This is a genomic window from Duganella sp. P38, from assembly GCF_050859475.1.
Classification (GTDB): Bacteria; Pseudomonadota; Gammaproteobacteria; order Burkholderiales; family Burkholderiaceae_D; genus Rugamonas.
Map to the genome: position 1 here is coordinate 3,177,602 of NZ_CP193936.1, position 23,389 is coordinate 3,200,990.

The 23,389-nt window shown below is 62.7% G+C and carries 14 protein-coding genes, 4 tRNA genes and 4 pseudogenes; 19 read left to right on the forward strand and 3 right to left on the reverse strand.

Going from position 1 to position 23,389, the window contains the following annotated elements:
- Positions 1 to 113 precede the first annotated feature (113 nt).
- The 13 genes and pseudogenes from ACRQ5J_RS14750 (at position 114) to ACRQ5J_RS14810 (ending at position 13,868) form a co-directional block, all read left to right on the forward strand.
- Positions 114 to 371: a hypothetical protein gene (locus ACRQ5J_RS14750; protein ID WP_432377653.1), complete on the forward strand. Its 258-nt coding sequence runs from the start codon at positions 114 to 116 to the stop codon at positions 369 to 371.
- Positions 371 to 1,231, forward strand: coding sequence for an efflux RND transporter periplasmic adaptor subunit (locus ACRQ5J_RS14755; protein WP_432377654.1), 861 nt, complete (start codon positions 371 to 373; stop codon positions 1,229 to 1,231). Before ACRQ5J_RS14750 ends, ACRQ5J_RS14755 begins: the two co-directional genes overlap by 1 nt.
- Positions 1,228 to 4,316, forward strand: a pseudogene (locus tag ACRQ5J_RS14760) (efflux RND transporter permease subunit). The gene ACRQ5J_RS14755 and the pseudogene ACRQ5J_RS14760 overlap by 4 nt, the downstream one beginning before the upstream one ends.
- A 170-nt stretch (positions 4,317 to 4,486) precedes the next feature.
- Positions 4,487 to 4,573, forward strand: a tRNA-Leu gene (locus tag ACRQ5J_RS14765).
- A 32-nt stretch (positions 4,574 to 4,605) separates the two neighbouring features.
- Positions 4,606 to 5,946 carry a trigger factor gene (gene tig / locus ACRQ5J_RS14770; protein WP_432377655.1) on the forward strand — a complete coding sequence of 447 codons (1,341 nt, stop codon included), beginning with the start codon at positions 4,606 to 4,608 and terminating at the stop codon, positions 5,944 to 5,946.
- A gap of 157 nt (positions 5,947 to 6,103) precedes the next feature.
- A complete protein-coding gene (clpP, locus tag ACRQ5J_RS14775; protein ID WP_371867239.1) occupies positions 6,104 to 6,721 on the forward strand; it encodes an ATP-dependent Clp endopeptidase proteolytic subunit ClpP in 618 nt (205 codons plus the stop codon).
- A 168-nt stretch (positions 6,722 to 6,889) separates the two neighbouring features.
- The gene (clpX, locus tag ACRQ5J_RS14780; RefSeq protein ID WP_432377656.1) at positions 6,890 to 8,158 is read left to right on the forward strand and encodes an ATP-dependent Clp protease ATP-binding subunit ClpX; all 1,269 of its coding nucleotides are present in this window, start codon (positions 6,890 to 6,892) and stop codon (positions 8,156 to 8,158) included.
- A gap of 264 nt (positions 8,159 to 8,422) precedes the next feature.
- Positions 8,423 to 10,833, forward strand: a pseudogene (gene lon, locus ACRQ5J_RS14785) (endopeptidase La).
- 314 nt (positions 10,834 to 11,147) lie between these two features.
- On the forward strand, positions 11,148 to 11,420 hold the full coding sequence (locus tag ACRQ5J_RS14790) for an HU family DNA-binding protein (RefSeq protein ID WP_179672348.1): 273 nt from the start codon (positions 11,148 to 11,150) through the stop codon (positions 11,418 to 11,420).
- Positions 11,421 to 11,470: 50 nt separating this feature from the next.
- A tRNA-Val gene (locus ACRQ5J_RS14795) sits at positions 11,471 to 11,546 on the forward strand.
- A gap of 57 nt (positions 11,547 to 11,603) precedes the next feature.
- Positions 11,604 to 11,680, forward strand: a tRNA-Asp gene (locus tag ACRQ5J_RS14800).
- Between the two features lie 30 nt (positions 11,681 to 11,710).
- Positions 11,711 to 11,787: transfer RNA gene (locus tag ACRQ5J_RS14805), tRNA-Asp, on the forward strand.
- Between the two features lie 167 nt (positions 11,788 to 11,954).
- Positions 11,955 to 13,868, forward strand: coding sequence for a SurA N-terminal domain-containing protein (locus tag ACRQ5J_RS14810; RefSeq protein ID WP_432377657.1), 1,914 nt, complete (start codon positions 11,955 to 11,957; stop codon positions 13,866 to 13,868).
- A gap of 96 nt (positions 13,869 to 13,964) precedes the next feature.
- On the opposite strand, the gene mnmH is transcribed toward ACRQ5J_RS14810, so the two are convergent.
- On the reverse strand, positions 13,965 to 15,014 hold the full coding sequence (gene mnmH / locus ACRQ5J_RS14815) for a tRNA 2-selenouridine(34) synthase MnmH (protein ID WP_432377658.1): 1,050 nt from the start codon (positions 15,012 to 15,014) through the stop codon (positions 13,965 to 13,967).
- Positions 15,011 to 15,595, reverse strand: a complete 585-nt coding sequence (locus ACRQ5J_RS14820) for an arylesterase (RefSeq protein WP_432377659.1) — start codon at positions 15,593 to 15,595, stop codon at positions 15,011 to 15,013. The genes mnmH and ACRQ5J_RS14820 overlap by 4 nt, the downstream gene beginning before the upstream one ends.
- Positions 15,596 to 15,689: 94 nt before the next feature.
- Here ACRQ5J_RS14820 and ACRQ5J_RS14825 point away from each other — a divergent pair, with 94 nt between their 5' ends.
- Positions 15,690 to 16,403: an ABC transporter ATP-binding protein gene (locus ACRQ5J_RS14825; protein ID WP_432383656.1), complete on the forward strand. Its 714-nt coding sequence runs from the start codon at positions 15,690 to 15,692 to the stop codon at positions 16,401 to 16,403.
- 92 nt (positions 16,404 to 16,495) lie between these two features.
- On the opposite strand, the gene ACRQ5J_RS14830 is transcribed toward ACRQ5J_RS14825, so the two are convergent.
- The gene (locus ACRQ5J_RS14830) at positions 16,496 to 18,007 is read right to left on the reverse strand and encodes an NAD(P)H-hydrate dehydratase (RefSeq protein ID WP_432377660.1); all 1,512 of its coding nucleotides are present in this window, start codon (positions 18,005 to 18,007) and stop codon (positions 16,496 to 16,498) included.
- An 85-nt stretch (positions 18,008 to 18,092) separates the two neighbouring features.
- Between ACRQ5J_RS14830 and ACRQ5J_RS14835 the strand changes: the two are divergent.
- From ACRQ5J_RS14835 to ACRQ5J_RS14855, 5 genes and pseudogenes are all read left to right on the forward strand, one after another.
- Positions 18,093 to 21,688: pseudogene (locus ACRQ5J_RS14835) on the forward strand (hydantoinase B/oxoprolinase family protein).
- Positions 21,689 to 21,724: 36 nt separating this feature from the next.
- A complete protein-coding gene (locus ACRQ5J_RS14840) occupies positions 21,725 to 21,937 on the forward strand; it encodes a helix-turn-helix domain-containing protein (RefSeq protein ID WP_432377661.1) in 213 nt (70 codons plus the stop codon).
- Between the two features lie 13 nt (positions 21,938 to 21,950).
- Positions 21,951 to 22,601 (forward strand): Clp protease N-terminal domain-containing protein, encoded by a 651-nt coding sequence (locus ACRQ5J_RS14845; RefSeq protein ID WP_432377662.1) that lies wholly within the window; start codon positions 21,951 to 21,953, stop codon positions 22,599 to 22,601.
- A gap of 116 nt (positions 22,602 to 22,717) precedes the next feature.
- On the forward strand, positions 22,718 to 22,858 hold the full coding sequence (locus tag ACRQ5J_RS14850; protein WP_432377663.1) for a hypothetical protein: 141 nt from the start codon (positions 22,718 to 22,720) through the stop codon (positions 22,856 to 22,858).
- A 12-nt stretch (positions 22,859 to 22,870) separates the two neighbouring features.
- Positions 22,871 to 23,326: pseudogene (locus ACRQ5J_RS14855) on the forward strand (TraB/GumN family protein); the annotation flags it as partial.
- Positions 23,327 to 23,389 lie beyond the last annotated feature (63 nt).

The following is a 23,389-nucleotide window of genomic DNA, read 5'->3' on the forward strand; positions in this document are numbered from 1 at the left end:
ATCTTGAAACAAGAGCAAGGCTAAATAAATTAATGACGCAAAGGTCATTTGCAAAGATGGTTGTTCGGCTTATAATCAATAAATAACCCTTCAGTCATTAAAAGGATGCCGTCGTGTCTACTTTGAAGAACGTGCTGGTCGCCGCCTCGGCGCTGGCTCTGCTGGGCGCCTGTTCCAAGCAGGTCGAGAAAACCGAAGATATCCGCCCGGTGCGAGCGATCCAGCTTGCCGCCAGCGATGTCGATATCCATGCCGAGTTCTCCGGCGAAGTCCGGGCGCGCGTCGAGTCGCAGCTCGGCTTCCGCGTCGGCGGCAAGATTGTCAGCCGCAAGGTTGACGTGGGCACGCTGGTTAAAAAGGACAGCTGCTGATGCAGCTCGATCCGCAGGATTTGCAACTGTCGCAGGCGCAGGCGCTGGCCAGCTTGCGCGCGGCCGAAACCAACCGCGACCTAGCCAAGGCCGAACTGGCGCGCTATCAGGAATTGCGCAGCAAGAGCTTCGTCAGCCAGGCCGTGCTGGACTCCAAGGAATCGACCTACAAATCGGCGCAGGCGCAGGTGGACGCTGCGCAGGCCGCCTATCGCGGCCAGTCCAACCAGGCTGCTTACTCGTCGCTGGTGGCGGATGTGGACGGCGTGGTGACGGCGGTGAGCGCTGAAATCGGCCAGGTGGTGGCGGCCGGTACACCGGTGGTCACAGTGGCCAAGTCGGGCGAAAAAGAAATCGTCATCGGCATACCGGAAGACAAGGTGGATACGCTGCGCAAGGTCGAGGACGTGCAGGTGCGCCTGTGGGCCGACCCGAAGCGCAGCGCGCCCGGCAAGATCCGCGAAATGTCGCCGGTGGCCGATCCATCGACCCGCACTTACACCGCCAAGGTGTCGATTCCCGATTCGCTGTCCGAGGCCAAGCTGGGCATGACGGCCGTGGTGCAGTTTGCCTCGAAGACGCCGGCACCGCAGATCAAGGTGCCGCTGACGGCGCTGTTCTATGAGAAGAAAGCCAGCTCGGTGTGGCTGGTGGAGCAGGGCGCCGTCAAGCTGGTGCCGGTGACCATCGGCGGCGTGGCCGGCAACGAGATTGTGTTGTCCAGCGGCGTGAAGGCCGGCCAGACCGTGGTGACGGCCGGCGTCAACCTGCTGAAGCCGGGCCAGAAGGTCAAGATTCTCGGTAACGACCTGCCGGCGACCGCGCCAGCGCCGGTCGCCGCCGCCGGGGCCGCCAAATGAAGGAAGGATTCAACCTCTCGCGCTGGGCGCTGGAACATATTCCGCTGACGCGCTACCTGATCGCCGTGCTGCTGATCGGCGGCGCGCTTAGCTACATCAACCTGGGGCAGGACGAAGATCCGCCGTTTACGTTCCGCGCCATGGTGGTGCAGGCGCAATGGCCGGGCGCGACCGCGCTGCAAATGGCCGAGCAGGTCACCGACAAGCTGGAGAAAAACTCCAGGAAACGCCGGGCATCGACGAGATTTCCAGCTATTCCAAGCCGGGCGAGACGCTCATCATCCTCAAGCTGCGTGAATCGACGTCGCCGAAAAGCGTGCCGGACGCCTGGTACCAGGTGCGCAAGAAGATCGGCGACATCAAGCTGACGCTGCCCGCCGGCGTGCAGGGGCCGTTCTTCAACGATGAATTCGGCGACACCTACGGCTCGATCTTCGCGCTGTCCGGCGACGGCTTTACCTATGCCGAAATGAAGGACTACGCCGATTTCGCGCGCCAGCAACTGCTGGCCGTGCCGCTGGTGTCCAAGGTCGAACTGTTCGGCGTGCAGGACGAGAAGATCAATATCGAGTTCTCGCACAAGAAATTCGCCCAGCTCGGCATTCCGTTCGACGCGATCGTCAACCAGATCGCCACGCAGAACGCGGTCGAGTCGACCGGCGTGCTGGTGACGCCGACCGATAACCTGCAAGTGCGCGTGACCGGCGCGCTGAAGACCGTCAAGGACCTCGAGGAGCTGGAGCTGCGCGCCAACGGCACCACCTTCCGCCTCGGCGACTTCGCCACCGTCAAGCGCGAATACCAGGACCCGCCGGGCAACAAGATGCGTTTCAATGGCAAGGAAGTCATCGGCCTCGGCGTGTCGATGGAGAAGGGCGGCAACATCATCCAGCTTGGCCAGAACATGGAAAAGACCGTGGCCGCGATGAAGGCCAAGCTACCGGTCGGCATTGAACTGGAGCGCGTGTCCGACCAGCCGCAGGCGGTGAAAGCATCGGTGGGCGAGTTCGTGCACACGCTGATCGAGGCGGTGCTGATCGTGCTGGGCGTGAGCTTTGTCGCGCTGGGCCTGCACAGCAAGCCCCGGCTGCGGCTGGATGTGCGTCCGGGCCTGGTGGTGGCGCTGAGTATTCCGCTGGTGCTGTCGGTCACCTTCCTGTTCATGCGCATGCTGGACATCGACCTGCACAAGATTTCGCTGGGCGCGCTGATCATCGCGCTGGGCCTGCTGGTGGACGACGCCATCATCGCAGTTGAAATGATGGTGCGCAAGATGGAGGAGGGCATGTCGCGCTTTGACGCCGCCACCTTCGCCTACAAATCCACGGCGATTCCAATGCTGACCGGCACGCTGATCACGGTGGCCGGCTTCCTGCCGATCGGCCTGGCCAAGTCGACCGCCGGCGAGTACACCTTCTCGCTGTTCTCGGTCAACGCGCTGGCGCTGGTGATTTCGTGGGTGGTGGCGGTGACGTTCACGCCTTACCTCGGCTACGTGCTGCTGAAAGTGAAGCCGCACGCCGACGGCGGCAGCGAACATGAGCTGTTCGACACGCCCGGCTTCCGCCGCTTCCGCGCGCTGGTCAACTGGTGCGTCGAGTACCGCTGGATCACCATCGGCGCCACGCTGGCGGTGTTCGCGCTGGGCGTGTACGGTTTTAAATTCATCGAGAAGCAGTTCTTCCCGGATTCCAGCCGGCCCGAGCTGATGGTCGAGATGTGGACGCCGGAAGGCACGACCTTTGCGGCCAACGAGGCGCAGGTGAAGAAGTTCGAAGCCTTCATCCGCCAGCAGGAGGGCGTGCTGAGCGTGACCAGCTATGTCGGCACCGGCTCGCCGCGCTTCTACCTGCCGCTGGACCAGATTTTCCCGCAGACCAATGTGTCGCAAATTGTCGTGCTGCCGAAAGACTTGAAGGCGCGCGCGGCGCTGCGCGACAAGATCGTCGATGTCTTCAAGCATGACTTCCCGGAAGTGCGCGGCCGCGTCAAGCTGCTGCCGAACGGGCCGCCGGTGCCATATCCGGTGCAGTTCCGCGTCACCGGCACCGAGGTCGACAAGGTGCGCGCCATCGCCGACCAGGTCAAGGACATCATGCGCGCCAACCCGAACACCATCGGCGTCAACGACAACTGGAACGAGTCGATCAAGGTGCTGCGGCTGGACCTGGACCAGGACAAGATGCGCGCACTGGGCGTGACCTCGCAAACGGTGATGCGCACGGCCAATACCATTTTGTCCGGCACCACGGTCGGCCAGTTCCGCGAGGGCATCAAGCTGATCGATATCCGCATCCGCCAGCCGTTCGATGAGCGCGCCACGATCTCGGTGCTGAACAATACCAGCGTGCCGACCGCCAGCGGCAAGTACGTGCCGATCAGCCAGCTGGCGCGCGCGCACTTCGTCTGGGAGCCGGGCGTGGTGTGGCGCGAAGGGCGCGACTGGGCGATCACCGTGCAGTCCGACGTGGGCGACCACATCCAGGGACCGACGGTCTCCAGCCAGATCGAGCCGCAGTTGAAGGCGCTGCGCGACGCGCTGCCGGCCGGCTACGCCATCACGGTCAAGGGCGCGGCCTCGGACAGCGGCGCGGCGGAGGCCTCGATCGCGGCCAACCTGCCGCTGGCGATCTTCCTGATCTTCACGCTGCTGATGCTGCAGCTGCATGGCTTCTCGCGCGCGCTGCTGGTGTTCCTGACCGGGCCGCTGGGCGTGGCTGGCGCGGCGATGGCGCTGCTGTTGCTGGGCCGGCCGCTGGGCTTTGTCGCCAACCTCGGCATCATCGCGCTGTTCGGCATGATCATCCGTAACTCGGTGATCCTGGTCGACCAGATCGAGCAGGACATCCAGGCCGGCCACGATCCATGGACCGCCATCGTCGAATCGGCGGTGCGGCGCTGCCGGCCGATCATCCTGACCGCGGCCGCCGCCGCGCTGGCGATGATTCCGCTGTCGCGCTCGGTATTCTGGGGGCCGATGGCGGTGGCGATTATGGGTGGGCTTATCCTGGCGACGGCGCTGACTTTATTGTTCCTGCCGGCCCTGTATGCGGCGTGGTTCCGGGTGAAAAAGCCTACTAATTAAGCAAAATATTAGTTTTTTTAGCGGAATGTTGGCGACATAGTAAAAATCGTCACCATTCCGCGAAAAACCCGTTAGAATATCGCGTTGAAGTTGAAAGCTCCTGCATAAGAGCAGGAATAGGGCGACCGTTTTCACTTACGGGTCGCCCTTTGCTTTTGTGCAAACAAGCCGCGAGGATGGCGAAATTGGTAGACGCACCAGGTTTAGGTCCTGACGCCAGCAATGGTGTGGGGGTTCGAGTCCCCCTCCTCGCACCAACTGTACTTTTTATTTTTTGGACGATTTTTACATGGCAACTGCAGTCGAAACCTTGGGCAAACTCGAACGTCGTATCACGATCTCCTTCCCGCTGACCGAAGTCCGCGCTGAAGTTGAGAAGCGCCTGAAAGTGCAAGCCAAAACGGCTAAGGCACCAGGCTTCCGTCCGGGCAAAGTTCCTCTGAAAATGGTCGCAGCACAATACGGTTATCAGATCGAAACCGAAGTGCTGAATGATAAAGTTGGCCGCGCTTTCAACGACGCCGCAAACGAAAACCAGCTGCGCGTGGCTGGTTTCCCGAACATCGAACCTAAGCAAGAATCGCCAGCCGGCGTGCTGACCTTCGACGCCACCTTCGAAGTCTACCCGGAAGTCGAAATCGGCGACCTGACCAAGGTGGAAATCGAAACCGTCAAGGCCGAAGTCAGCGACGCTGAAATCGACAAGACCATCGAAATCCTGCGCAAGCAGCGCGTGCACTTCCACACCAAGGGCGAAGCCGGTGAACACGGCGACGGCGGCGCAGCCATCGCCGCCAACGGCGACCGCGTGACCGTCGACTTCGTCGGCTCGATCGACGGCGTGGAATTCCCGGGCGGTAAAGCCGAAGACTACCCGTTCGTGCTGGGCGAAGGCCGCATGCTGCCGGAATTCGAAGCCGCCACCGTCGGCCTGAAAGTGGGCGAGTCGAAGACCTTCCCGCTGGCCTTCCCGGAAGACTACCATGGCAAAGACGTGGCCGGCAAAACCGCCTCGTTCACCATCACCCTGAAAAAACTGGAATGGGCGCACCTGCCGGAAGTGGACGCCGAGTTCGCCAAATCGCTGGGCGTGGCCGACGGCGACGTCGCCAAAATGCGCGAAGACATCAAGGTCAACCTGGAGCGTGAAGTCGCCGGTCGCGTGAAAGCACGCAACAAGGAAGCCGTGATGGAAACCCTGGTCAAGACCGCGACCCTGGACGTGCCGAAATCGCTGATCGCCCAGGACACCGAGCGCCTGGCCGAAATGACCCGCCAGGACATGGCGCAGCGCGGCATGAACGTCAAGGACGTGCCATTCCCGCCAGAACTGTTCGCTGAAAAAGCCGAGCGCCGCGTGCGCCTGGGCCTGATCCTGTCGCAGCTGGTCGGCGAGAACAACCTGCAAGCGCAACCGGAACAAGTCAAGGCCCAGATCGAAGACTTCGCACAAAGCTACGAAGATCCGCGCGAAGTGCTGAAGTACTACTACAGCGATCGCCGCCGCCTGGCCGAAGTCGAAGCCCTTGTATTGGAAGAAAACGTCGTCAACTACGTGCTGGGCCTGTCGAAAACCTCGTCCAAGGTTATCGCCTTTGACGAACTGATGGGAAGCAACGCACAAGCGTAATTCAGTTAGGTTAGAATAAAGACAGCGCTGCCGCCGTCGTCCCCGTCCAGGCGGGGACCCATGCTGAGCAAGCGCTCCATGGATTCCCGCCTGCGCGGGAATGACGGTCGTAGTAATTTCTAACCTGACTGCTTCACAAGGAAATAGAATGACTGGTATGAACCGTAATCCGGCACTGGACACGCAAATGTTGGGTCTGGTCCCGATGGTGGTGGAACAAAGCGGTCGCGGCGAGCGCTCTTACGACATCTACTCGCGCCTGCTCAAGGAACGCATTATCTTCATGGTCGGTCCGGTCAACGACCAGATGGCCAACCTGGTGGTCGCCCAGCTGCTGTTCCTGGAAAGCGAAAACCCGGACAAGGACATCTCGCTGTACATCAACTCGCCTGGCGGTTCGGTCTCGGCCGGCCTGGCGATCTTCGATACGATGCAGTTCATCAAGCCTGACGTATCGACGCTGTGCACCGGCATCGCCGCCTCGATGGGCGCCTTCCTGCTGGCGGCCGGCGCCAAGGGCAAGCGCTTCTCGCTGCCGAACTCGCGCGTGATGATCCACCAGCCTTCGGGCGGCTCGCAGGGCATGGCGTCGGACATCGAGATCCAGGCCAAGGAAATCCTCTACCTGCGCCACCGCCTGAATTCGATCATGGCGGAACGCACCGGCCAAAGCATCGAGCAGGTCGCCAAAGACACCGACCGCGACCGCTTCATGTCGGCGGAAGAAGCGGTGGAGTACGGTCTGATCGACAAAGTGTTGACCAACCGGGCTTGATGCTTCCCCGCAGCATTGCTAAAAAGACGCCCGGACGATTAATCGTTCGGGCGTTTCGTTTTATTTCGGGTAGCATGTGATTGTAGGCGGATTTTTCCGGACTGCATTTCATGAATCACTTGCTTCCCGGCAACGGCTAAGCCATTCTGTAACCAAAGAAAACTGCCCATGTCAGACAAAAAATCCTCCAGCGGCGAAAAACTTCTGTACTGCTCGTTCTGCGGCAAAAGCCAGCACGAGGTGAAGAAACTCATCGCCGGCCCGTCGGTCTTCATTTGCGACGAATGCATCGATCTGTGCAATGACATCATCCGCGACGAGACCTCGGCCATCGAGTCGGTCTCGGGCGCCAAGTCGGACCTGCCGACCCCGCACGAAATCAAGGACTTGCTGGACCAGTACGTGATCGGCCAGCAAACGGCCAAACGCATCCTGTCGGTGGCGGTGTACAACCACTACAAGCGCCTCAAGCATCTGGGCAAGAAGGACGACATCGAGCTGGCCAAGTCCAACATCCTGCTGGTCGGCCCGACCGGCTCCGGTAAAACCCTGCTGGCGCAGACGCTGGCGCGCATGCTGAACGTGCCGTTCGTGATCGCCGACGCCACCACGCTGACCGAAGCCGGCTACGTCGGCGAGGATGTCGAGAACATCATTCAGAAGCTGTTGCAAAGCTGCAACTATGACGTGGACAAGGCGCAACGCGGCATCGTCTACATCGACGAGATCGACAAGATTTCGCGCAAGTCCGACAACCCGTCGATCACCCGCGACGTCTCGGGCGAGGGCGTGCAGCAGGCGCTGCTGAAGCTGATCGAGGGCACCATGGCCTCGGTGCCGCCACAAGGCGGCCGCAAGCACCCGAACCAGGACTTCGTGCAGATCGACACCACCAACATCATGTTCATCTGCGGCGGCGCTTTCGACGGCCTGGCCAAGGTGATCGAAAACCGTTCGGAGAAATCCGGCATCGGCTTCGGCGCCTCGGTCAAGAGCAAGTCCGAGCGCGCGGTCAGCGAAGTGCTGATGGAAGCGGAACCGGAAGACCTGATCAAGTTCGGCTTGATCCCCGAGCTGGTCGGCCGTCTGCCGGTGGTGGCCACGCTGAACGAACTGACCGAAGAGGCGTTGATCCAGATCCTGGTCGAGCCGAAGAACGCCCTGATCAAGCAGTACTCGAAGCTGCTGGAAATGGAGGGTGCCGAGCTGGAGATCCGTCCGGCCGCGCTGCACGCGATCGCCAAGAAGGCGCTGGCGCGCAAGACCGGCGCCCGCGGCCTGCGCTCGATCCTGGAACACGCGCTGCTCGATACCATGTACGAGCTGCCGAATGAATCCAATGTTACTAAGGTGGTTATTGATGAGAATACCATTACCAGTGGCGCAAAACCTTTGTTGATTTATCAGGAGCAGGCCAAGGCTTCTGGTGAGAATTAAATAACTTGTGCACACTTGCCCCACTCAGCAGCAAAATTCATTTCGCATCCGTGGGGCAAGGCGGTACAATAAAAATCAATAAAAGAATACAGGCTTCAGTCGGAAAGCCACTCGTGACGGCGGTCGCGCGTGGCTTTTTTATTTAGCTGTTCTTTTGGAGTCAAGAAAACATTCTTTAATATCAGAATTATTTCTTGCAGGTCGGTCTTGTGATTTGGCGAAACAGCGCCCACATCATAATCACGCTTTCACATAAGGTACGCCATGACAACTTCCAAATTAACTGAGCAAACTCAACTGCCGTTATTGCCGCTGCGGGACGTCGTCGTATTTCCGCATATGGTGATACCGCTGTTCGTAGGGCGCCCAAAATCGATCAAGGCGCTGGAAGCCGCTATGGAGCAGGGCAAGAGCATCATGCTTGCCGCGCAAAAAGCCGCTGCCAAGGACGAACCTTCTGCTTCCGATATCTATGAGATCGGCTGCGTGGCCAATATTCTGCAAATGCTGAAGCTGCCCGACGGCACGGTCAAGGTGCTGGTCGAAGGCGCGCAGCGCGCCCGCATCAATAAAATCACCGACGCGCCATCGCACTTCGTGGCCGATCTGACGCCGCTCGATTCCGAGCTGGGCGACGATTCGGAAATCGAGGCGATGCGCCGCGCCATCGTTCAGCAGTTCGACCAGTACGTCAAGCTGAACAAGAAAATTCCGCCGGAGATCCTGGCCTCGCTGTCGGGCATCGACGACGCCGGCCGCCTGGCCGACACCGTGGCAGCCCATCTGCCGCTGAAGCTGGAGCAGAAACAGGTGATCCTGGAAATCTTCAGCGTCGCCAAGCGCCTGGAGCATCTGCTGGGCCAGCTCGAAGGCGAGCTGGACATCCTGCAAGTCGAGAAGCGCATCCGTGGCCGCGTCAAGCGCCAGATGGAGAAGTCGCAGCGCGAGTACTACCTGAACGAACAGGTCAAGGCCATCCAGAAAGAACTGGGCGAGGGCGAGGACGGCGCCGACCTGGACGAGCTGGAGAAGAAAGTCGCGCTGGCCAAGATGCCGAAAGAGGCGCTGGACAAGGCCACCGCCGAGCTGAAAAACTCAAGCTGATGTCGCCGATGTCGGCCGAAGCCACCGTGGTGCGCAACTACATCGACACCCTGGTCAGCCTGCCATGGAAGAAGAAATCCAAGGTCAACAACGACCTGTCCAACGCTGAAAAAGTGCTGGAAGGCGAGCACTATGGCCTGGAAAAAGTCAAAGAACGCATTCTGGAATACCTCGCGGTGCAACAGCGCGTCGACAAGCTGAAGGCGCCGATCCTGTGCTTCGTCGGTCCGCCGGGCGTCGGTAAAACCTCGCTGGGCCAGTCGATCGCCCGCGCCACCAACCGCAAGTTCGTGCGCATGGCGCTGGGCGGCGTGCGCGACGAGGCCGAGATCCGCGGCCATCGTCGTACCTACATCGGCTCGATGCCGGGCAAGGTGCTGCAATCGCTGGCGAAAGTCGGCGTGCGCAACCCGCTGTTCCTGCTGGACGAGATCGACAAGATGGGCGCGGACTTCCGCGGCGATCCATCGTCGGCGCTGCTGGAGGTGCTCGATCCTGAACAGAACCACACTTTCGCCGACCACTACATCGAAGTCGACTTCGACCTGTCGGACGTGATGTTCGTGGCGACCTCGAACTCGTTCAACATTCCGCCGGCGCTGCTGGACCGGATGGAAGTGATCCGCCTGTCGGGCTACACCGAGGACGAGAAAACCAGCATCGCCCAGCGTTACCTGCTGCAAAAGCAGATCAAGAACAACGGCCTCAAAGAGGACGAGATCTCGGTCAGTGAAGCGGCCCTGCGCGACATCATCCGCTACTACACCCGCGAAGCCGGCGTGCGTTCGCTGGAACGCGAAGTGTCGAAGATCTGCCGCAAGGTAGTGAAGATGCTGCTGCTGAAAAAGTCGGAGAAGAAGGTGGTGGTTACGCCGAAAAACCTGGACAAGTTCCTGGGCGTGCGCCGCTACGACTTCGGCGTGGCCGAGAAAGAGAATCAGATCGGCCAGGTGGTCGGCCTGGCGTGGACCGAAGTGGGCGGCGACCTGCTGACCATCGAGTCGGTGTCGATGCCGGGCAAGGGCAATGTCATCCGCACCGGTACGCTGGGCGACGTGATGAAGGAATCGATCGAAGCCGCCCGCACCGTGGTGCGCAGCCGCGCGCAGCGCCTGGGCATCAAGAATGAGGTGTTCGAGAAGTCCGATATCCACATTCACGTGCCGGAAGGCGCGACGCCGAAGGACGGTCCGTCCGCCGGCATCGCCATGACCACCGCCATGGTGTCGGTCTTCACCGGCATCCCGGTCCGTGCGGACGTGGCCATGACGGGCGAGATCACGCTGCGCGGCGAGGTGCTGCCGATCGGCGGCCTGAAGGAAAAACTGCTGGCGGCGCAGCGCGGCGGCATCAAGACCGTGCTGATTCCTGAGCAGAACGTCAAGGATCTGGCCGAGATTCCGGACAATGTCAAAAACAAGCTGGAGATCGTGCCGGTGCGTTGGATCGACAAGGTGCTGGAAATTGCGCTGGAACGCCAGCCGCAGCCGCTGGTGGAAACCGCGCCGGTGGAGGCGGTGGCAGCAGCCGCCGCCAAGCCGGACGGCCAGGGCGAGGTGGTCAAGCACTAAGGTCGGGTAGTATCGACAGGACAGGTGTTGTATAGGTGTAATGTCGTTCAGTTAAGCTTCCCGTCATTCCCGCGTAGGCGGGAATCCATGCAGAGTTGCCCATCGGGCGCCCCATGGATTCCCGCCTGCGCGGGAATGACGGCTTAAATGAGCGGCATTGCGCTTATATAGCGCCTGTTTTTTTATTTTTACCTATTTTTCTATTGTGCAGCCTTGACACGGCGGTAGGCTGGCTTGTTTAATACGGCCTGAAATTTTATGCGTTGCCGTATTTTAAGCGGGAACAGATATAACCTTTGTGACGGGGAATTGCTTTGAATAAGACTGAATTGATCGACCATATCGCCACCACCGCTGATATTTCGAAAGCGGCTGCTGCGCGCGCTCTGGACGCAGTGATCGACGGTGTAACCACCAGCCTGCAAAAAAATGACAGCGTGACCCTGGTCGGCTTTGGTACCTTCTCCGTGAGCGAACGCGCTGCCCGCACCGGCCGCAACCCGCGCACCAAAGAAGAGATCACCATCGACGCAGCGAAAGTTCCTAAATTTAAAGCTGGTAAAGCTTTGAAAGATGCTGTAAACTAACGGACTTCAGTGAGCAGTAGCGGTAACAAAGCTGCTCGCTGCCGGCAAATGGGCGGTTAGCTCAGTTGGTAGAGCGGAGCCCTTACAAGGCTTAGGTCGGGAGTTCGAGCCTCTCACCGCCCACCAAAAACATTTGCCAGAAAATAAGTTTTACTGTAGTATGTAGCACCTTGATATTCAGCTGGAGCGGTAGTTCAGTTGGTTAGAATACCGGCCTGTCACGCCGGGGGTCGCGGGTTCGAGCCCCGTCCGCTCCGCCAACAAATATCGAGACATGTAGCACCCAACCAGGAGCGGTAGTTCAGTTGGTTAGAATACCGGCCTGTCACGCCGGGGGTCGCGGGTTCGAGCCCCGTCCGCTCCGCCAGAACAAGATACCCCGCAGCTTATATGAGCTGCGGGGTTTTTCTTTTTCGGAACCGTTAATTCAACATTGAATATCCGATATATTCCTTGTAAAATCCGGCAACCGGAATAGGCGAACGTGGGTTCGCCTTTTTTGTATGTGTCCTACTTAATCCGAATTGGCAGACCATGTTTGAATTTATTCGTACCCATCAACGCTTGATGCAAATCCTGCTGGCGATCGTGATCGTGCCGTCGTTCGCATTCGTCGGCATCGGCAGTTACCAGAGCTTTGGCGACGACGCCAACACCATCGCCAAGATCGACGGCAAGCCGCTGACGCAGCAGGAATTCGACACCGCCGTGCGCAATAAGCTCGATACTTATCGCCAGCGCCTGGGCGCGCAGTTCGACCAGAAACTGTTCGACACGCCGGAGTTCAAGCAGAGCGTGCTTGACGAACTGATCGCGCAGCGCGCCGTCGCAGCCGAAGTCATCCACAACAACCTGAGCGTGCCTGACGCCCAGCTGCAGCAGGTCATCATGGACCAGTTCGGCGGCGCAGCCAATTTCGACATGGACCGCTACAAGGCCATCCTGGCCCAGCAAGGCCTGCGCCCTGAAGAATACGACGCCCGCATGCGCCGCGACCTGGCGCTGCAACAGCTGGCCACGTCCGTGGAAGGCACCGGCTTCGCGCCGCGCAGCGTTGCCAAGAACCTGTCGGACATCATCTCGCAGGAGCGCGAAGTGCAGGAGCTGCTGCTGCCGGTGGCCGATTTCGTGCCGCAGGTTAAAGTGACCGACGAGATGGTCAAGGCCTTCTACGACAAGAACAGCAAGTTCTTTGAAGTGCCCGAGCAAGCCAAAATCGAATACGTGGTGCTGAGCAGCGACGCTGTCGCCAGCCAGGTCAATATCAGCGACGCCGAAGTGGCCGACTACTACGCCAAAAATTCGGCGCAGTTCACCACGGCGGAAGTGCGCCGCGCGGCCCACATCCTGATCGAAGTGAAGTCGGGCGCCAGCGCCGCCGATGTCGCTGCCGCTAAAGCCAAGGCCGACGCCATCGTTGCCGAGCTGCGCAAGAACCCCGGCGAGTTCGTCAAGGTTGCCGCCGCCAAGTCGGAAGACGCCGGTTCGAAAGACCAGGGCGGCGATCTGGGCGTGGTCGAGAAGGACTCGCTGCCGGCGCCGCTGTACGCTGTCGTTACCAAGCTGAAGCAGGGCGAGATCAGCGACGCGGTGAAGACCGACGCCGGTTTCCACATTGCCACCGTGACCGAGCTGAAGCCAGCCGTGGTCAAGCCGCTGGAGGTGGTAAAAGCCGACGTGGCCGAGCTGCTGAAGAAACAGCAAGCGGCCAAGAAATACTCGGAAATGGCTGAAACCTTCAATAACACGGTGTACGAGCAGGCTGACAGCCTGAAGCCGGTGGCCGACAAGCTCGGTCTGAAGATCGAAACCGCCGCCAATGTCTCGCGCACGCCGTCGCCGCTGGCCGGTCCGGCGCCATACAACAACGCCAAGTTCCTGACCGCGCTGTTCTCGAACGACTCGATCAGCAGCAAGCGCAACACCGAAGCGGTTGAAACCGCGCCAAACACGCTGGTATCGGGCCGTATCGTTGAGTTCAAGCCAGCCAGCAAGCGTCCGCTGGCCGAAGTCGATGCGCAGATCCGTCAGCGCGTGACGATTGAGGAAGCGGCCAAGCTGGCCGCCAAGGCCGGTGAAGAGAAGCTGGCCGCGTTCAAGAAATCGGGCGAAGCCACCGGCTTCGGCGCCGCCAAGCTGGTGTCGCGCGGCAAGCCTGAAGGCGTCAATGGCCTGGCGCTGCAAGCGGTGATGAAAGCCGACACCAGCAAGCTGCCAGCCTACGTTGGCGTTGACGTGCCGGGCACCGGTTACGGCCTGTACCGCATCAGCAAGGTGCAGCAGCCAGCTGCGCAGGATGAGGCGCGGCGTGCGCAGGAAGCCGAGCAGATCGGCAGCATGATTGCGCAGCAGGAAATGGCGCAGTATGTGGAACTGCTGAAAGCCAAGGCCAAGGTGAAAATCCTGAAGCCGATCGCTTCGTCCACTACCGTTACCGAAGTCAAGTAATCCACCCCGTCATTCCCGCGCAGGCGGGAATCCATGCCGAGCTGGCCTTTGAGGCGTTCCATGGATTCCCGCCTGCGCGGGAATGACGTATGGGGCTTAGATCAGGCTGCGCGCGGCAGCCGCAAAGGCGGCCTCGCCGATATCGGCCAGTTCCAGCGGCTGCGCGCCGGCGTAGCGGCTAAAGTTGCGGTCGATCGAGCGCAAATAAGCCGGATCATAATGCTGGGCCAGCAATTCATCGACCAGCTCAGCCATCTGGCCAGCCTGCGACATCGCCTGCCACTGGGCGATTTTTTCCTTGCCGTGCAACTGCGTCAGATGTTCCAGCTGTGCGTTCAGCGATTCCGGGCTGTGCAGGAAATGCGCGTAATCCGCCATCAGCAGCTTGACGCGCTCGGCGCGCGGCAGCGTCAGCGCGATGCAGTCCGAAGCACGCATGGTGTCCATCAGCGCCGCCGGCACGCGCAGATTGCCGACCTTTTTACTCTCCGCCTCCACGAACACCGTGCGCGTCCGGTCGAAGCGGCGCAGCACATCCCAGGTGCGCGTCTCAAACGCCTTCTGGCTTGGCTGCGCCTGGCTGGGCAGATGCCCCAGCACCGAGCCGCGATGCGCTGCCAGCTGTTCCAGGTCCAAGACCTGCGCGCCTTGCGCGGCCAGCGTCTCCAGCAAGCGGCTCTTGCCGGAGCCGGTGGTGCCGCACACCACCCTGAACGTCAACGCCGGCGCCTGTTCCAGCGCAGCGTTCACTTCCTGTCGAAACGCCTTGTAGCCGCCTTCCAGTTGCACCACCGGCCAGCCGATCTTGGCCAGGATATGCGCCATGGCGCCGCTGCGGTTGCCGCCACGCCAGCAATACACCAACGGCCGCCACTCGCGCGGCTTGGCGATCCACAATTCCTCAATATGACGGGCGATATTTTTGGCGACCAGCGCCGCGCCCAGCTTCTTGGCCTCGAACGCGCCCACCTGCTTGTACATGGTGCCGACGCGGATGCGCTGCTCGTCGTCGAGCACCGGCGCGTTGATCGCGCCCGGCAGGTGATCCTGCGCGAACTCCGCAGGGCTGCGGGCGTCGATGATGGCGTCGAAGGTGTCAAGCTGGGCCAGCACCTGATCGATGCCTAAAACTTCCGGATACTTCATTTTGCTTTAATTGCTTTCTGCAGGGTAGGCCAGATATTGGCGAGGATAATCGGATGCGCGTCGGCCAGCGGGTGCAGGCGGTCCGGCTGGAACAGTTGCGGCTTCTCGGCGACGCCGTCGAGCATGAACGGCACCAGCGGCGCCTTGATCTCCTTGCTCAATGCGCCATACATGGCGAAGAACTTGTCGGCGTAGTCGCGGCCGTAGTTGGGCGGCATGCGCATGCCGATCAACATCACCCTGGCATTGGCCTTGGTGGCGGCCTCGTTCATTGCCAGCAGATTGGCCTTGGCGGCGGCCACCGGCAGCCCGCGCAAGCCATCATTGGCGCCGAGTTCGATCACCACCAGGTCGGGCTTGTGCTTGGCCAGCAGCGCCGGCAGGCGCGAACGGCCGCCGCTGGTGGTCTCGCCGGACACGCTGGCGTTGACCACCAGCGCGTCGATGTTATTCTGCTTGAGTTTTTGCTCGGCTAGCGCGACCCAGCCGGTGCCGCGCGACAAGCCATATTCCGCAGACAAACTATCTCCGAGCACAAGCACGGTTTTTGGTGCAGAATAGGCGCTCGTCGCCGCTGCCATGCAGAGCAGGGCGGCAACGGTGCGCAGTATTTTTCCAGATAAACAATTAACCATATTCAGCATGCCCGATTTCCCTAAAGCGTCTACCCAATTCATGCCGGACGGCCCGGCGCTGGCGCCGTCACCGGTGACGGCGGCTGGTGTGCAGCCGGCCATTGCCGTCCAAGGCCTGGCCAAGCGCGTCGCCGATGCCGCCGGCGAACTGACGATACTGCACGAGGTGGATTTTACAGTGCAAAAGGCCGAGACGCTGGCGATCGTGGGCGCGTCGGGTTCGGGCAAATCGACGCTGCTGGGATTGCTGGCTGGCCTGGACACGCCGAGCGCCGGCAAAGTGGTGCTGGACGGCGTTGACATCTACGCGCTGGATGAGGATGGCCGCGCCGCGCTGCGCAAGGAAAAGCTTGGCTTCGTGTTTCAATCGTTCCAGCTGCTGGCGCACCTGACGGCGGTGGAAAATGTCATGCTGCCGCTGGAGCTGGCCGGCATTGCCGGGGCCCGTGAAAAGGCTGAAGCGATGCTGGCGCGGGTTGGCCTGTCGAGCCGCCTGAAGCACTATCCGAAATACCTGTCCGGCGGCGAACAACAGCGCGTCGCGCTGGCGCGCGCCTTCGTCACTGAACCGCCGCTGCTGTTTGCCGATGAACCAACCGGCAGCCTGGATGCCGCCACCGGCGAGGCCGTGATTCAGCTTATGTTCGAGCTTAACCGCCAACACGGCTCGACGCTGGTGCTGGTCACGCATGACCAGGCGATGGCGGCCCGCTGTGGCCGTACCATTACTATTGCCGCCGGCCGCTTGATCTAGCCTCTCGTCGTCCCCGCGAAGGCGGGGACCCATAGGGCGCGTGTCTGACCACTCAGCATGGGTCCCCGCCTTCGCGGGGACGACGGAATGGGTTAGCGGGCTTGGTGTTGCACCAGCCGGTTGAGGGCGGTGCGGATGGCGGGGATCAACTCGCCGGCGGTGAGGCCGATCGGGCCGCAGCCTTCGGTGACCAGCACGTCGGCTGCCATGCCGTGCAGCCAGACCGCCCCCAGGACGGCTTCCCAGTGCGGCCAGTTTTGCGCCAATAGCGCGCCGCACAGCCCTGCCAGCACATCGCCGGTGCCGGCGGTGGCCAGCGCAGGGTTGCCGGTGGTGTTGATAACGGCGGCGCCGTCCGGCGCGGCGATCACGGTGCCGGAGCCCTTCAATGCCACTACCGATTGCAGGCGCGCGGCCAGCGTACGCGCTGCGGCCAGCCTGTCGGCTTGCACCGCGCCGATATCGGTGCCGAGCAGGCGCGCGGCTTCCAGTGGATGCGGCGTGAGCACCGTCGGCGCGGCGCGCTGTGCCAGTGCGGTTTGCAGCCCGGCATCATCGGCCAGCAGGTTGAGCGCATCCGCGTCAGCCAGCAGGGGACTGCCGCTGGCGATGGCCTTTAACAGCAATTCCTTTGCCGCCGCCGAGGCGCCCAGGCCGGGGCCGATCACCAGCGTGGCCTGGCCCAGGTCGAAATCCTGCGCTGCGCGGCACATCAGCTCGGGCTGGCCCGGATCGGCTGCCAGCGGTTCTTCCACAAACAGCGTGTAGACGCGGCCGGCGCCGCTGTTGATGGCCGTCCGCGCCGCCAGGATCGGTGCGCCGCTCATGCCCCGCGCGCCGCCGATGACGGCGACATTGCCGTAACTGCCCTTGTGCGAGTTGTGCCGGCGCGCGCGCAACTGCCGGGCGAAAAATTTAACGTCGTTCAGGTGCAGCGCTGCCGGCGCGAAGTGGGCGGCGTCGATTTCCAGCCGCGCGATGTCGACCAGCCCCGCGTAATCGCGGCCGTCGCAGGTGTGCAGCCCCGGCTTGTTGCCGATGAAGGTGATGGTGTGCGTGGCGTGGATGGCTACGCCGTCCGGCCCGACCACGCGGCCGGTGTCCGCATCCAGCCCGCTCGGCACGTCCAGCGCCAGCACGCTGCAACGCAGCCGGTTGACGGCGTCCACCAGTCCACGCAGCGCGCCGGAGATTGGCCGCTTCAGGCCGATGCCGAACAGGCCGTCCACCACGAGATTCCAGTCGGTGCCAGCGAGGTTGGCGTCGTCCGCCTCGCGGAAGCGGGCGTCGCTGCTTCGCGCGCGCTGTAGCGCCGCCTGCCGCTCAGGCGAGGTTGCGGCGGCGCCGTCCGGCGCAATGTGGATCAGCGTGACCTGCGCGCCGGTGAACGACAGGTGCGCCGCCGCTTCGAGCGCGTCGCCGCCGTTGTCGCCCGGTCCGGCCAGCACCAGTACCCTGGCGTGCGCGGTGGAGAACGGGAGCAGGTCGAGCGCGGCGTTGGCGCCGGCCTGGCCGGCCCGTTGCATCAGCGCGCCGGGCGGCAGCGTGGCGGCGGCCGCGCTTTCGATGGTGCGGATTTCGGCGACGGTGTAGAGAGGGTTCATCGTGTCATTCTAGCATCGTTATTTGTGTGTGCGTCCTTGCGGCGGCGGCACTACAATAGACGCTTCATAGCTTAGCGAGGCATGCATGGATTGGCAATTCTGGATAGACCGGGGCGGCACGTTCACCGATATCGTGGCGCGCGCGCCCGACGGCCGGCTGCGCACGCTCAAGCTGCTGTCCGAGAATCCCGAGCATTATGCCGATGCCGCCATCGCCGGCATCCGTCAGCTGATGGGCGTGGCCAAGGGGCGGCCGGTCCCGGTGGCGCAGATCGGCGCCGTCAAGATGGGCACCACGGTGGCCACCAACGCGCTGCTGGAGCGCAAGGGCGAGCCGACCGCGCTGGCCATCACGCGGGGTTTCCGCGACGCGCTGCGCATCGCTTACCAGAACCGTCCCCGCCTGTTCGACCGCCGCATCCTGCTGCCAGAGCTGCTGTACCAGCATGTGATCGAGATCGATGAGCGCATGGGCGCCCATGGCGAGGTGGTGACCGAACTGGATCTGGAGGCCGCGCGCGCCGGCCTGCAACAGGCTTACGACCAGGGCCTGCGCTCGCTGGCGGTGGTGTTCATGCATGGCTACCGCTACCATGTGCACGAGACCCGCGTGGCCGATCTGGCGCTGGAAATCGGTTTTACGCAGGTGTCCGTCTCGCACGAGATCAGCCCGATGATGAAGCTGGTGGCGCGTGGCGATACCACCGTGGTCGACGCCTACCTGTCGCCGATCCTGCGCCGCTATGTCGACCAGGTGGCTGGCGAGCTGCCGGGCGTGAACCTGCAATTCATGCAGTCGAACGGCGGCCTGACCGACGCCCGCGCGTTCCAGGGCAAGGACTCGATCCTGAGCGGCCCGGCCGGCGGCATCGTCGGCATGGTGCGCGCTTCCAAACTGGCCGGTTTCGACAAGGTGATCGGCTTCGACATGGGCGGCACGTCGACCGATGTGTCGCATTACTCGGGCGAATTCGAGCGCGTGTTCGAGACGCAGGTGGCCGGCGTGCGCATGCGCGCGCCGATGATGAGCATTCACACCGTGGCCGCCGGCGGCGGTTCGATCCTGCATTTCGACGGCAGCCGTTATCGCGTCGGCCCGGACAGCGCCGGCGCCAATCCCGGCCCGGCCAGCTATCGTCGCGGCGGACCGCTGGCGGTGACCGACTGTAACGTCATGCTGGGTAAAATTCAGCCGCAGCATTTCCCGCAGCTGTTCGGCGTGGACGGCAAACAGCCGCTCGACGCCGCCGCCGTGCGCGAGCGCTTTACCGCGATGGCGGCCGATATCGCCGCTGCCACCGGCGCGGAAACCACGCCGGAGCAGGTGGCGGAGGGCTTCCTCGATATCGCCGTCGGCAATATGGCCAACGCCATCAAGCAGATTTCCGTGCAGCGCGGCCATGATGTGACCGAGTACGCGCTGACCAGTTTCGGCGGCGCCGGCGGCCAGCACGCCTGCCTGGTGGCCGATGCGCTGGGCATGAAGACGGTATTCGTGCATTCGCTCGCTGGCGTGATGTCAGCCTACGGCATGGGGCTGGCCGATCAGACGGCGATGCGCGAAGCGGCCGTCGAAGCGCGCCTTGATGACGACAGCCATGGCGAGCTGGAAGCGCGCCTGCACGCGCTGGGCCAGCAGGCGCGCGCCGACCTGCACGATCAGCAGGTGGAGGACGCGCGCATTGCGCTGATCCGCCGCGTGCACCTGCGCTATGAGGGCACGGATACCGCCCTGATCGTGCTGTTCGATACGGTCGAGTCGATGCGGCTGCAGTTCGAGGCGGCGTACCGCAAGCGCTATTCCTTCCTGATGCAGCGCGCGCGCTGATTGTGGAAGCGGTGTCGGTGGAGGCGGTCGGCAAGTCCGATGCGCCGGCCGAGACGGTGGAGCCGGCGCCGCGTCGCGTCTCCGGGCTGATGCCGCACGCGGTGGTGCCCATGTACAGCGGCGGCAAATGGCGCCAGACCAGTCTCTATCAGCGCGCCGACACGCGCATTGGCGACATTATCAAAGGCCCTGCCATCATCGCCGAGTCCAACGCCACCACAATCGTGGAAGCGGGCTGGCAGGCGGAAGTGTCGCTGCACGACCACCTTGTGCTGAAGCGGGTGGCGGCCTTGCCGGAGCGCCGCGCGATTGGCACCACCGCCGATCCGGTGATGCTGGAAATTTTCAACAACCTGTTCATGTCGATCGCCGAGCAAATGGGGCTGCGGCTGCAAAACACCGCGTACTCGGTCAACATCAAGGAACGGCTGGACTTCAGCTGCGCCATCTTCGATACGGACGGCAATTTGATCGCCAACGCGCCGCACATGCCGGTCCATCTCGGCTCCATGGGCGAAAGCATCAAGACGGTGATGCGCGAGAACGCCGGCCGCATGCGCGCCGGCGACGTGTTCATGCTTAACGATCCGTACAACGGCGGCACGCACCTGCCGGATGTCACGGTGATTACGCCGGTGTTCGACGAGGCGGGCACGCAGATCCTGTTCTACGTCGGCTCGCGCGGCCACCATGCGGACATCGGCGGCACCACGCCGGGCTCGATGCCGCCGGATTCGCGCGTCATCGAAGAGGAGGGCGTGTTAATCAATAACTTCAAGCTGGTGGATGGCGGCCAGTTGCGCGAGGCCGAAACGCGCGCCTTGCTGGCTGGCGCGCAGTACCCGGCGCGCAATCCCGACCAGAATCTGGCCGACCTGCGCGCGCAAATCGCTGCAAATCAGAAAGGCGTGGACGAGTTGCACAAGATGGTGGCGCATTTCGGCCTCGATGTGGTGCGCGCTTACATGGGCCATGTGCAGGATAACGCCGAGGAGGCAGTGCGCCGCGTCATCAGCGCGTTGAAGGATGGCGCGTTCACGCTGCCGCTCGATAACGGCGCGCAGATTCAGGTGGCGGTGCGGGTCGACCGGGCTGCGCGCAGCGCGGAGATCGATTTCACCGGCACTTCCGCGCAGCTCGATAACAACTTCAACGCGCCATCGGCGGTGTGCATGGCGGCGGTTTTGTACGTGTTCCGCACGCTGGTGGATGATGAGATTCCGCTGAACGCGGGCTGTCTCAAGCCGCTGAAGGTGCTGATTCCGCCAGGTTCGATGCTCAATCCGCGCTATCCGGCGTCGGTTGTCTCGGGCAATGTGGAGACGTCGACCTGCATCACCAATGCGCTGTACGGCGCGCTGGGCGTGATGGCGGCGGCGCAGGGGACGATGAATAACTTCACCTTCGGCAACGCGAAGTATCAGTATTACGAAACCATCAGCGGCGGCTCCGGCGCGGGCGAGGGTTTCGATGGCGCCTCGGTGGTGCAGACCAATATGACCAATTCGCGCCTGACCGATCCCGAAATCCTTGAGTTCCGCTTCCCGGTACGGCTGGAGAGCTACGAAATCCGCGCCGGCAGCGGCGGGGCGGGGCGCTGGCACGGCGGCAATGGCGGCGTGCGCAAGGTGCGCTTCCTGGAGCCGATGACGGCGGCGATCCTGTCCAACAACCGTATTCACGCGCCGTTCGGCATGGCCGGCGGCGCGCCGGGGGCGCTGGGCCGCAACAGCGTGCTGCGGGCGGATGGCGCGGTCGAGCTGTTGGGTCACATCGGCAAGACGGCGATGCAGCCGGGCGATGTGTTCATCATTGAGACGCCGGGCGGCGGCGGCTTCGGCTCGTCAACTTAGGTTGACATGCGCTGGTGCGTCAACTAAAGTTGACGCATGAGCGCTCTCCATCCCATCAGGATTCCCGACGAACCCGGCGACGCCATGGCGGCGGCGCTGGCCTTGCGCGAGCTGGCCGACCAGGTCGAGCGCAATGCTGTCCGGAAGGCGCTGGACGACGGCTGGACCTGGGCGCAGATCGCCGAGGCGCTTGGCGTGACCAGGCAGGCTGCCCACAAAAAGCATGCGGCCAGCATGGCGCGCAACTAAGCGGAGGATCTCGATGTTTGCAAAGCTCAGGCAGCGCTGGAAAGACGCGCGCACGATCATGGCCCTGTCGCTGGACGCCGAGCGGCGCGCATTGGCGGAGGGGCAGCGCCATCCGGGCGCGGAGCATTACATGCTGGCGGCGCGCGATCTGCCGGACGGCAGCGCGCGCCGCGCGTTCGCGCGTGTCGGCGTCGATCCCGAAGCCTACCGCGCGGCGCTGGCCAATCGCCACACTGTTGCCCTCAACGCCATGGGGATCGCTGCTGCCGTGGACGGTATGCCGGGTGCACCAGTCGCCGACACAGGCCGCCCGTCGGCCGAGGGCAGCGGTCAAGGGGATGTCCCCGCAGCCGCATTGCATGCCGCCCGCGCATCGGACACAGACCGCGCACCGGACGCGGCTGGTGTGTCGGCCGCAGCGGCGGGGACCGGGCTGGCGCCATCGGTTCTGTTCGATGCCCAGCCGTCCGGCCAGGCGTTGCTGCAAAGCCTGCCGGAGTTGCAGCGCCGGCTGCCGGCCCCGCTGTGTGGCGCGCACGTGTTGCTGGCCGCCGCGACCATGGCCCACAGCACAGCCGGCCGTGCCTTCAGGGCCATCGGCATCGATCCGCAAGCGTTGGGCCGTGCGGCCGAAGTCGAGCTGCGCGCCGCCATGCCCGCCTGACGAGCCCGCCAGGCGATACCCCTGGTACTGGAATCCGCCACCTCCCATTCGGGGCTTGTCCCATGCTCGTCGGGCAACGTACAGTTGAATTTTAGACAGGCAAGAGGAGTATCACCATGCGCACATTACTGAGGATGATCCAGTCCCGCAGCTCGCCGCGCGCCGCCATCTTGTCCGCTTTCCTGCTTTGCGGTTTGTATTTCGTCTCCTGGTACGTCATCAGCCGCTGCTTTGCCAGCGGCGCCATCACTTTCTAAACAAGGCCCCCGATGCTGAAACGCTTGCTGCCCACGCTGTGCCTGGTATTGCCATTGACCGCCGCAATCGCACAGGAGGAGCAGCCAGCACCGGCTGCGGAAACGGAAACCGTGCTGCTGGTCGGGCAGCGCCCCGGTCCCGGCCTGTGGAAAGTCAGCAAGGGCGACCATGTGCTGTGGGTGTTCGGCACCTATTCGCCGCTGCCGGAGAAGATGGAATGGCGCTCGCAGCAGGTGGAGGCCATCCTGGCCCAGTCGCAGCAGTATCTGACGCAGCCGCGCGCGCACTTCAGCGTTGGCTTCTTCAGAGGCTTGACGATGTTGCCGTCGCTGATCGGCGTGGAGAAGAATCCCGACGGCGCCACGCTGCACGACGTGCTGCCAGCCGACCTGTACGCCCGTTGGGCGCCGCTGAAAGCCAAATACCTGGGCAAGAACAACGGCATCGAACGCGAGCGGCCGCTGTTCGCCGCGCAGAAGCTGTATGACGCCGGCCTCAAGCAATCCGGCCTGACCGGCGCTTCCGACATC

Excerpts from the sequence above, each read along its gene's own strand:
- clpP (WP_371867239.1), top strand. The coding sequence starts at position 6,104 with ATGAACCGTAATCCGGCACTGGACACGCAAATGTTGGGTCTGGTCCCG.
- ACRQ5J_RS14840 (WP_432377661.1), top strand. The coding sequence starts at position 21,725 with ATGAGCGCTCTCCATCCCATCAGGATTCCCGACGAACCCGGCGACGCC.
- ACRQ5J_RS14820 (WP_432377659.1), bottom strand. The coding sequence starts at position 15,595 with ATGGCAGCGGCGACGAGCGCCTATTCTGCACCAAAAACCGTGCTTGTG.
- ACRQ5J_RS14830 (WP_432377660.1), bottom strand. The coding sequence starts at position 18,007 with ATGAACCCTCTCTACACCGTCGCCGAAATCCGCACCATCGAAAGCGCG.
- ACRQ5J_RS14810 (WP_432377657.1), top strand. The coding sequence starts at position 11,955 with ATGTTTGAATTTATTCGTACCCATCAACGCTTGATGCAAATCCTGCTG.
- ACRQ5J_RS14755 (WP_432377654.1), top strand. The coding sequence starts at position 371 with ATGCAGCTCGATCCGCAGGATTTGCAACTGTCGCAGGCGCAGGCGCTG.
- clpX (WP_432377656.1), top strand. The coding sequence starts at position 6,890 with ATGTCAGACAAAAAATCCTCCAGCGGCGAAAAACTTCTGTACTGCTCG.
- ACRQ5J_RS14825 (WP_432383656.1), top strand. The coding sequence starts at position 15,690 with ATGCCGGACGGCCCGGCGCTGGCGCCGTCACCGGTGACGGCGGCTGGT.
- ACRQ5J_RS14850 (WP_432377663.1), top strand. The coding sequence starts at position 22,718 with ATGCGCACATTACTGAGGATGATCCAGTCCCGCAGCTCGCCGCGCGCC.
- ACRQ5J_RS14845 (WP_432377662.1), top strand. The coding sequence starts at position 21,951 with ATGTTTGCAAAGCTCAGGCAGCGCTGGAAAGACGCGCGCACGATCATG.
- mnmH (WP_432377658.1), bottom strand. The coding sequence starts at position 15,014 with ATGAAGTATCCGGAAGTTTTAGGCATCGATCAGGTGCTGGCCCAGCTT.
- tig (WP_432377655.1), top strand. The coding sequence starts at position 4,606 with ATGGCAACTGCAGTCGAAACCTTGGGCAAACTCGAACGTCGTATCACG.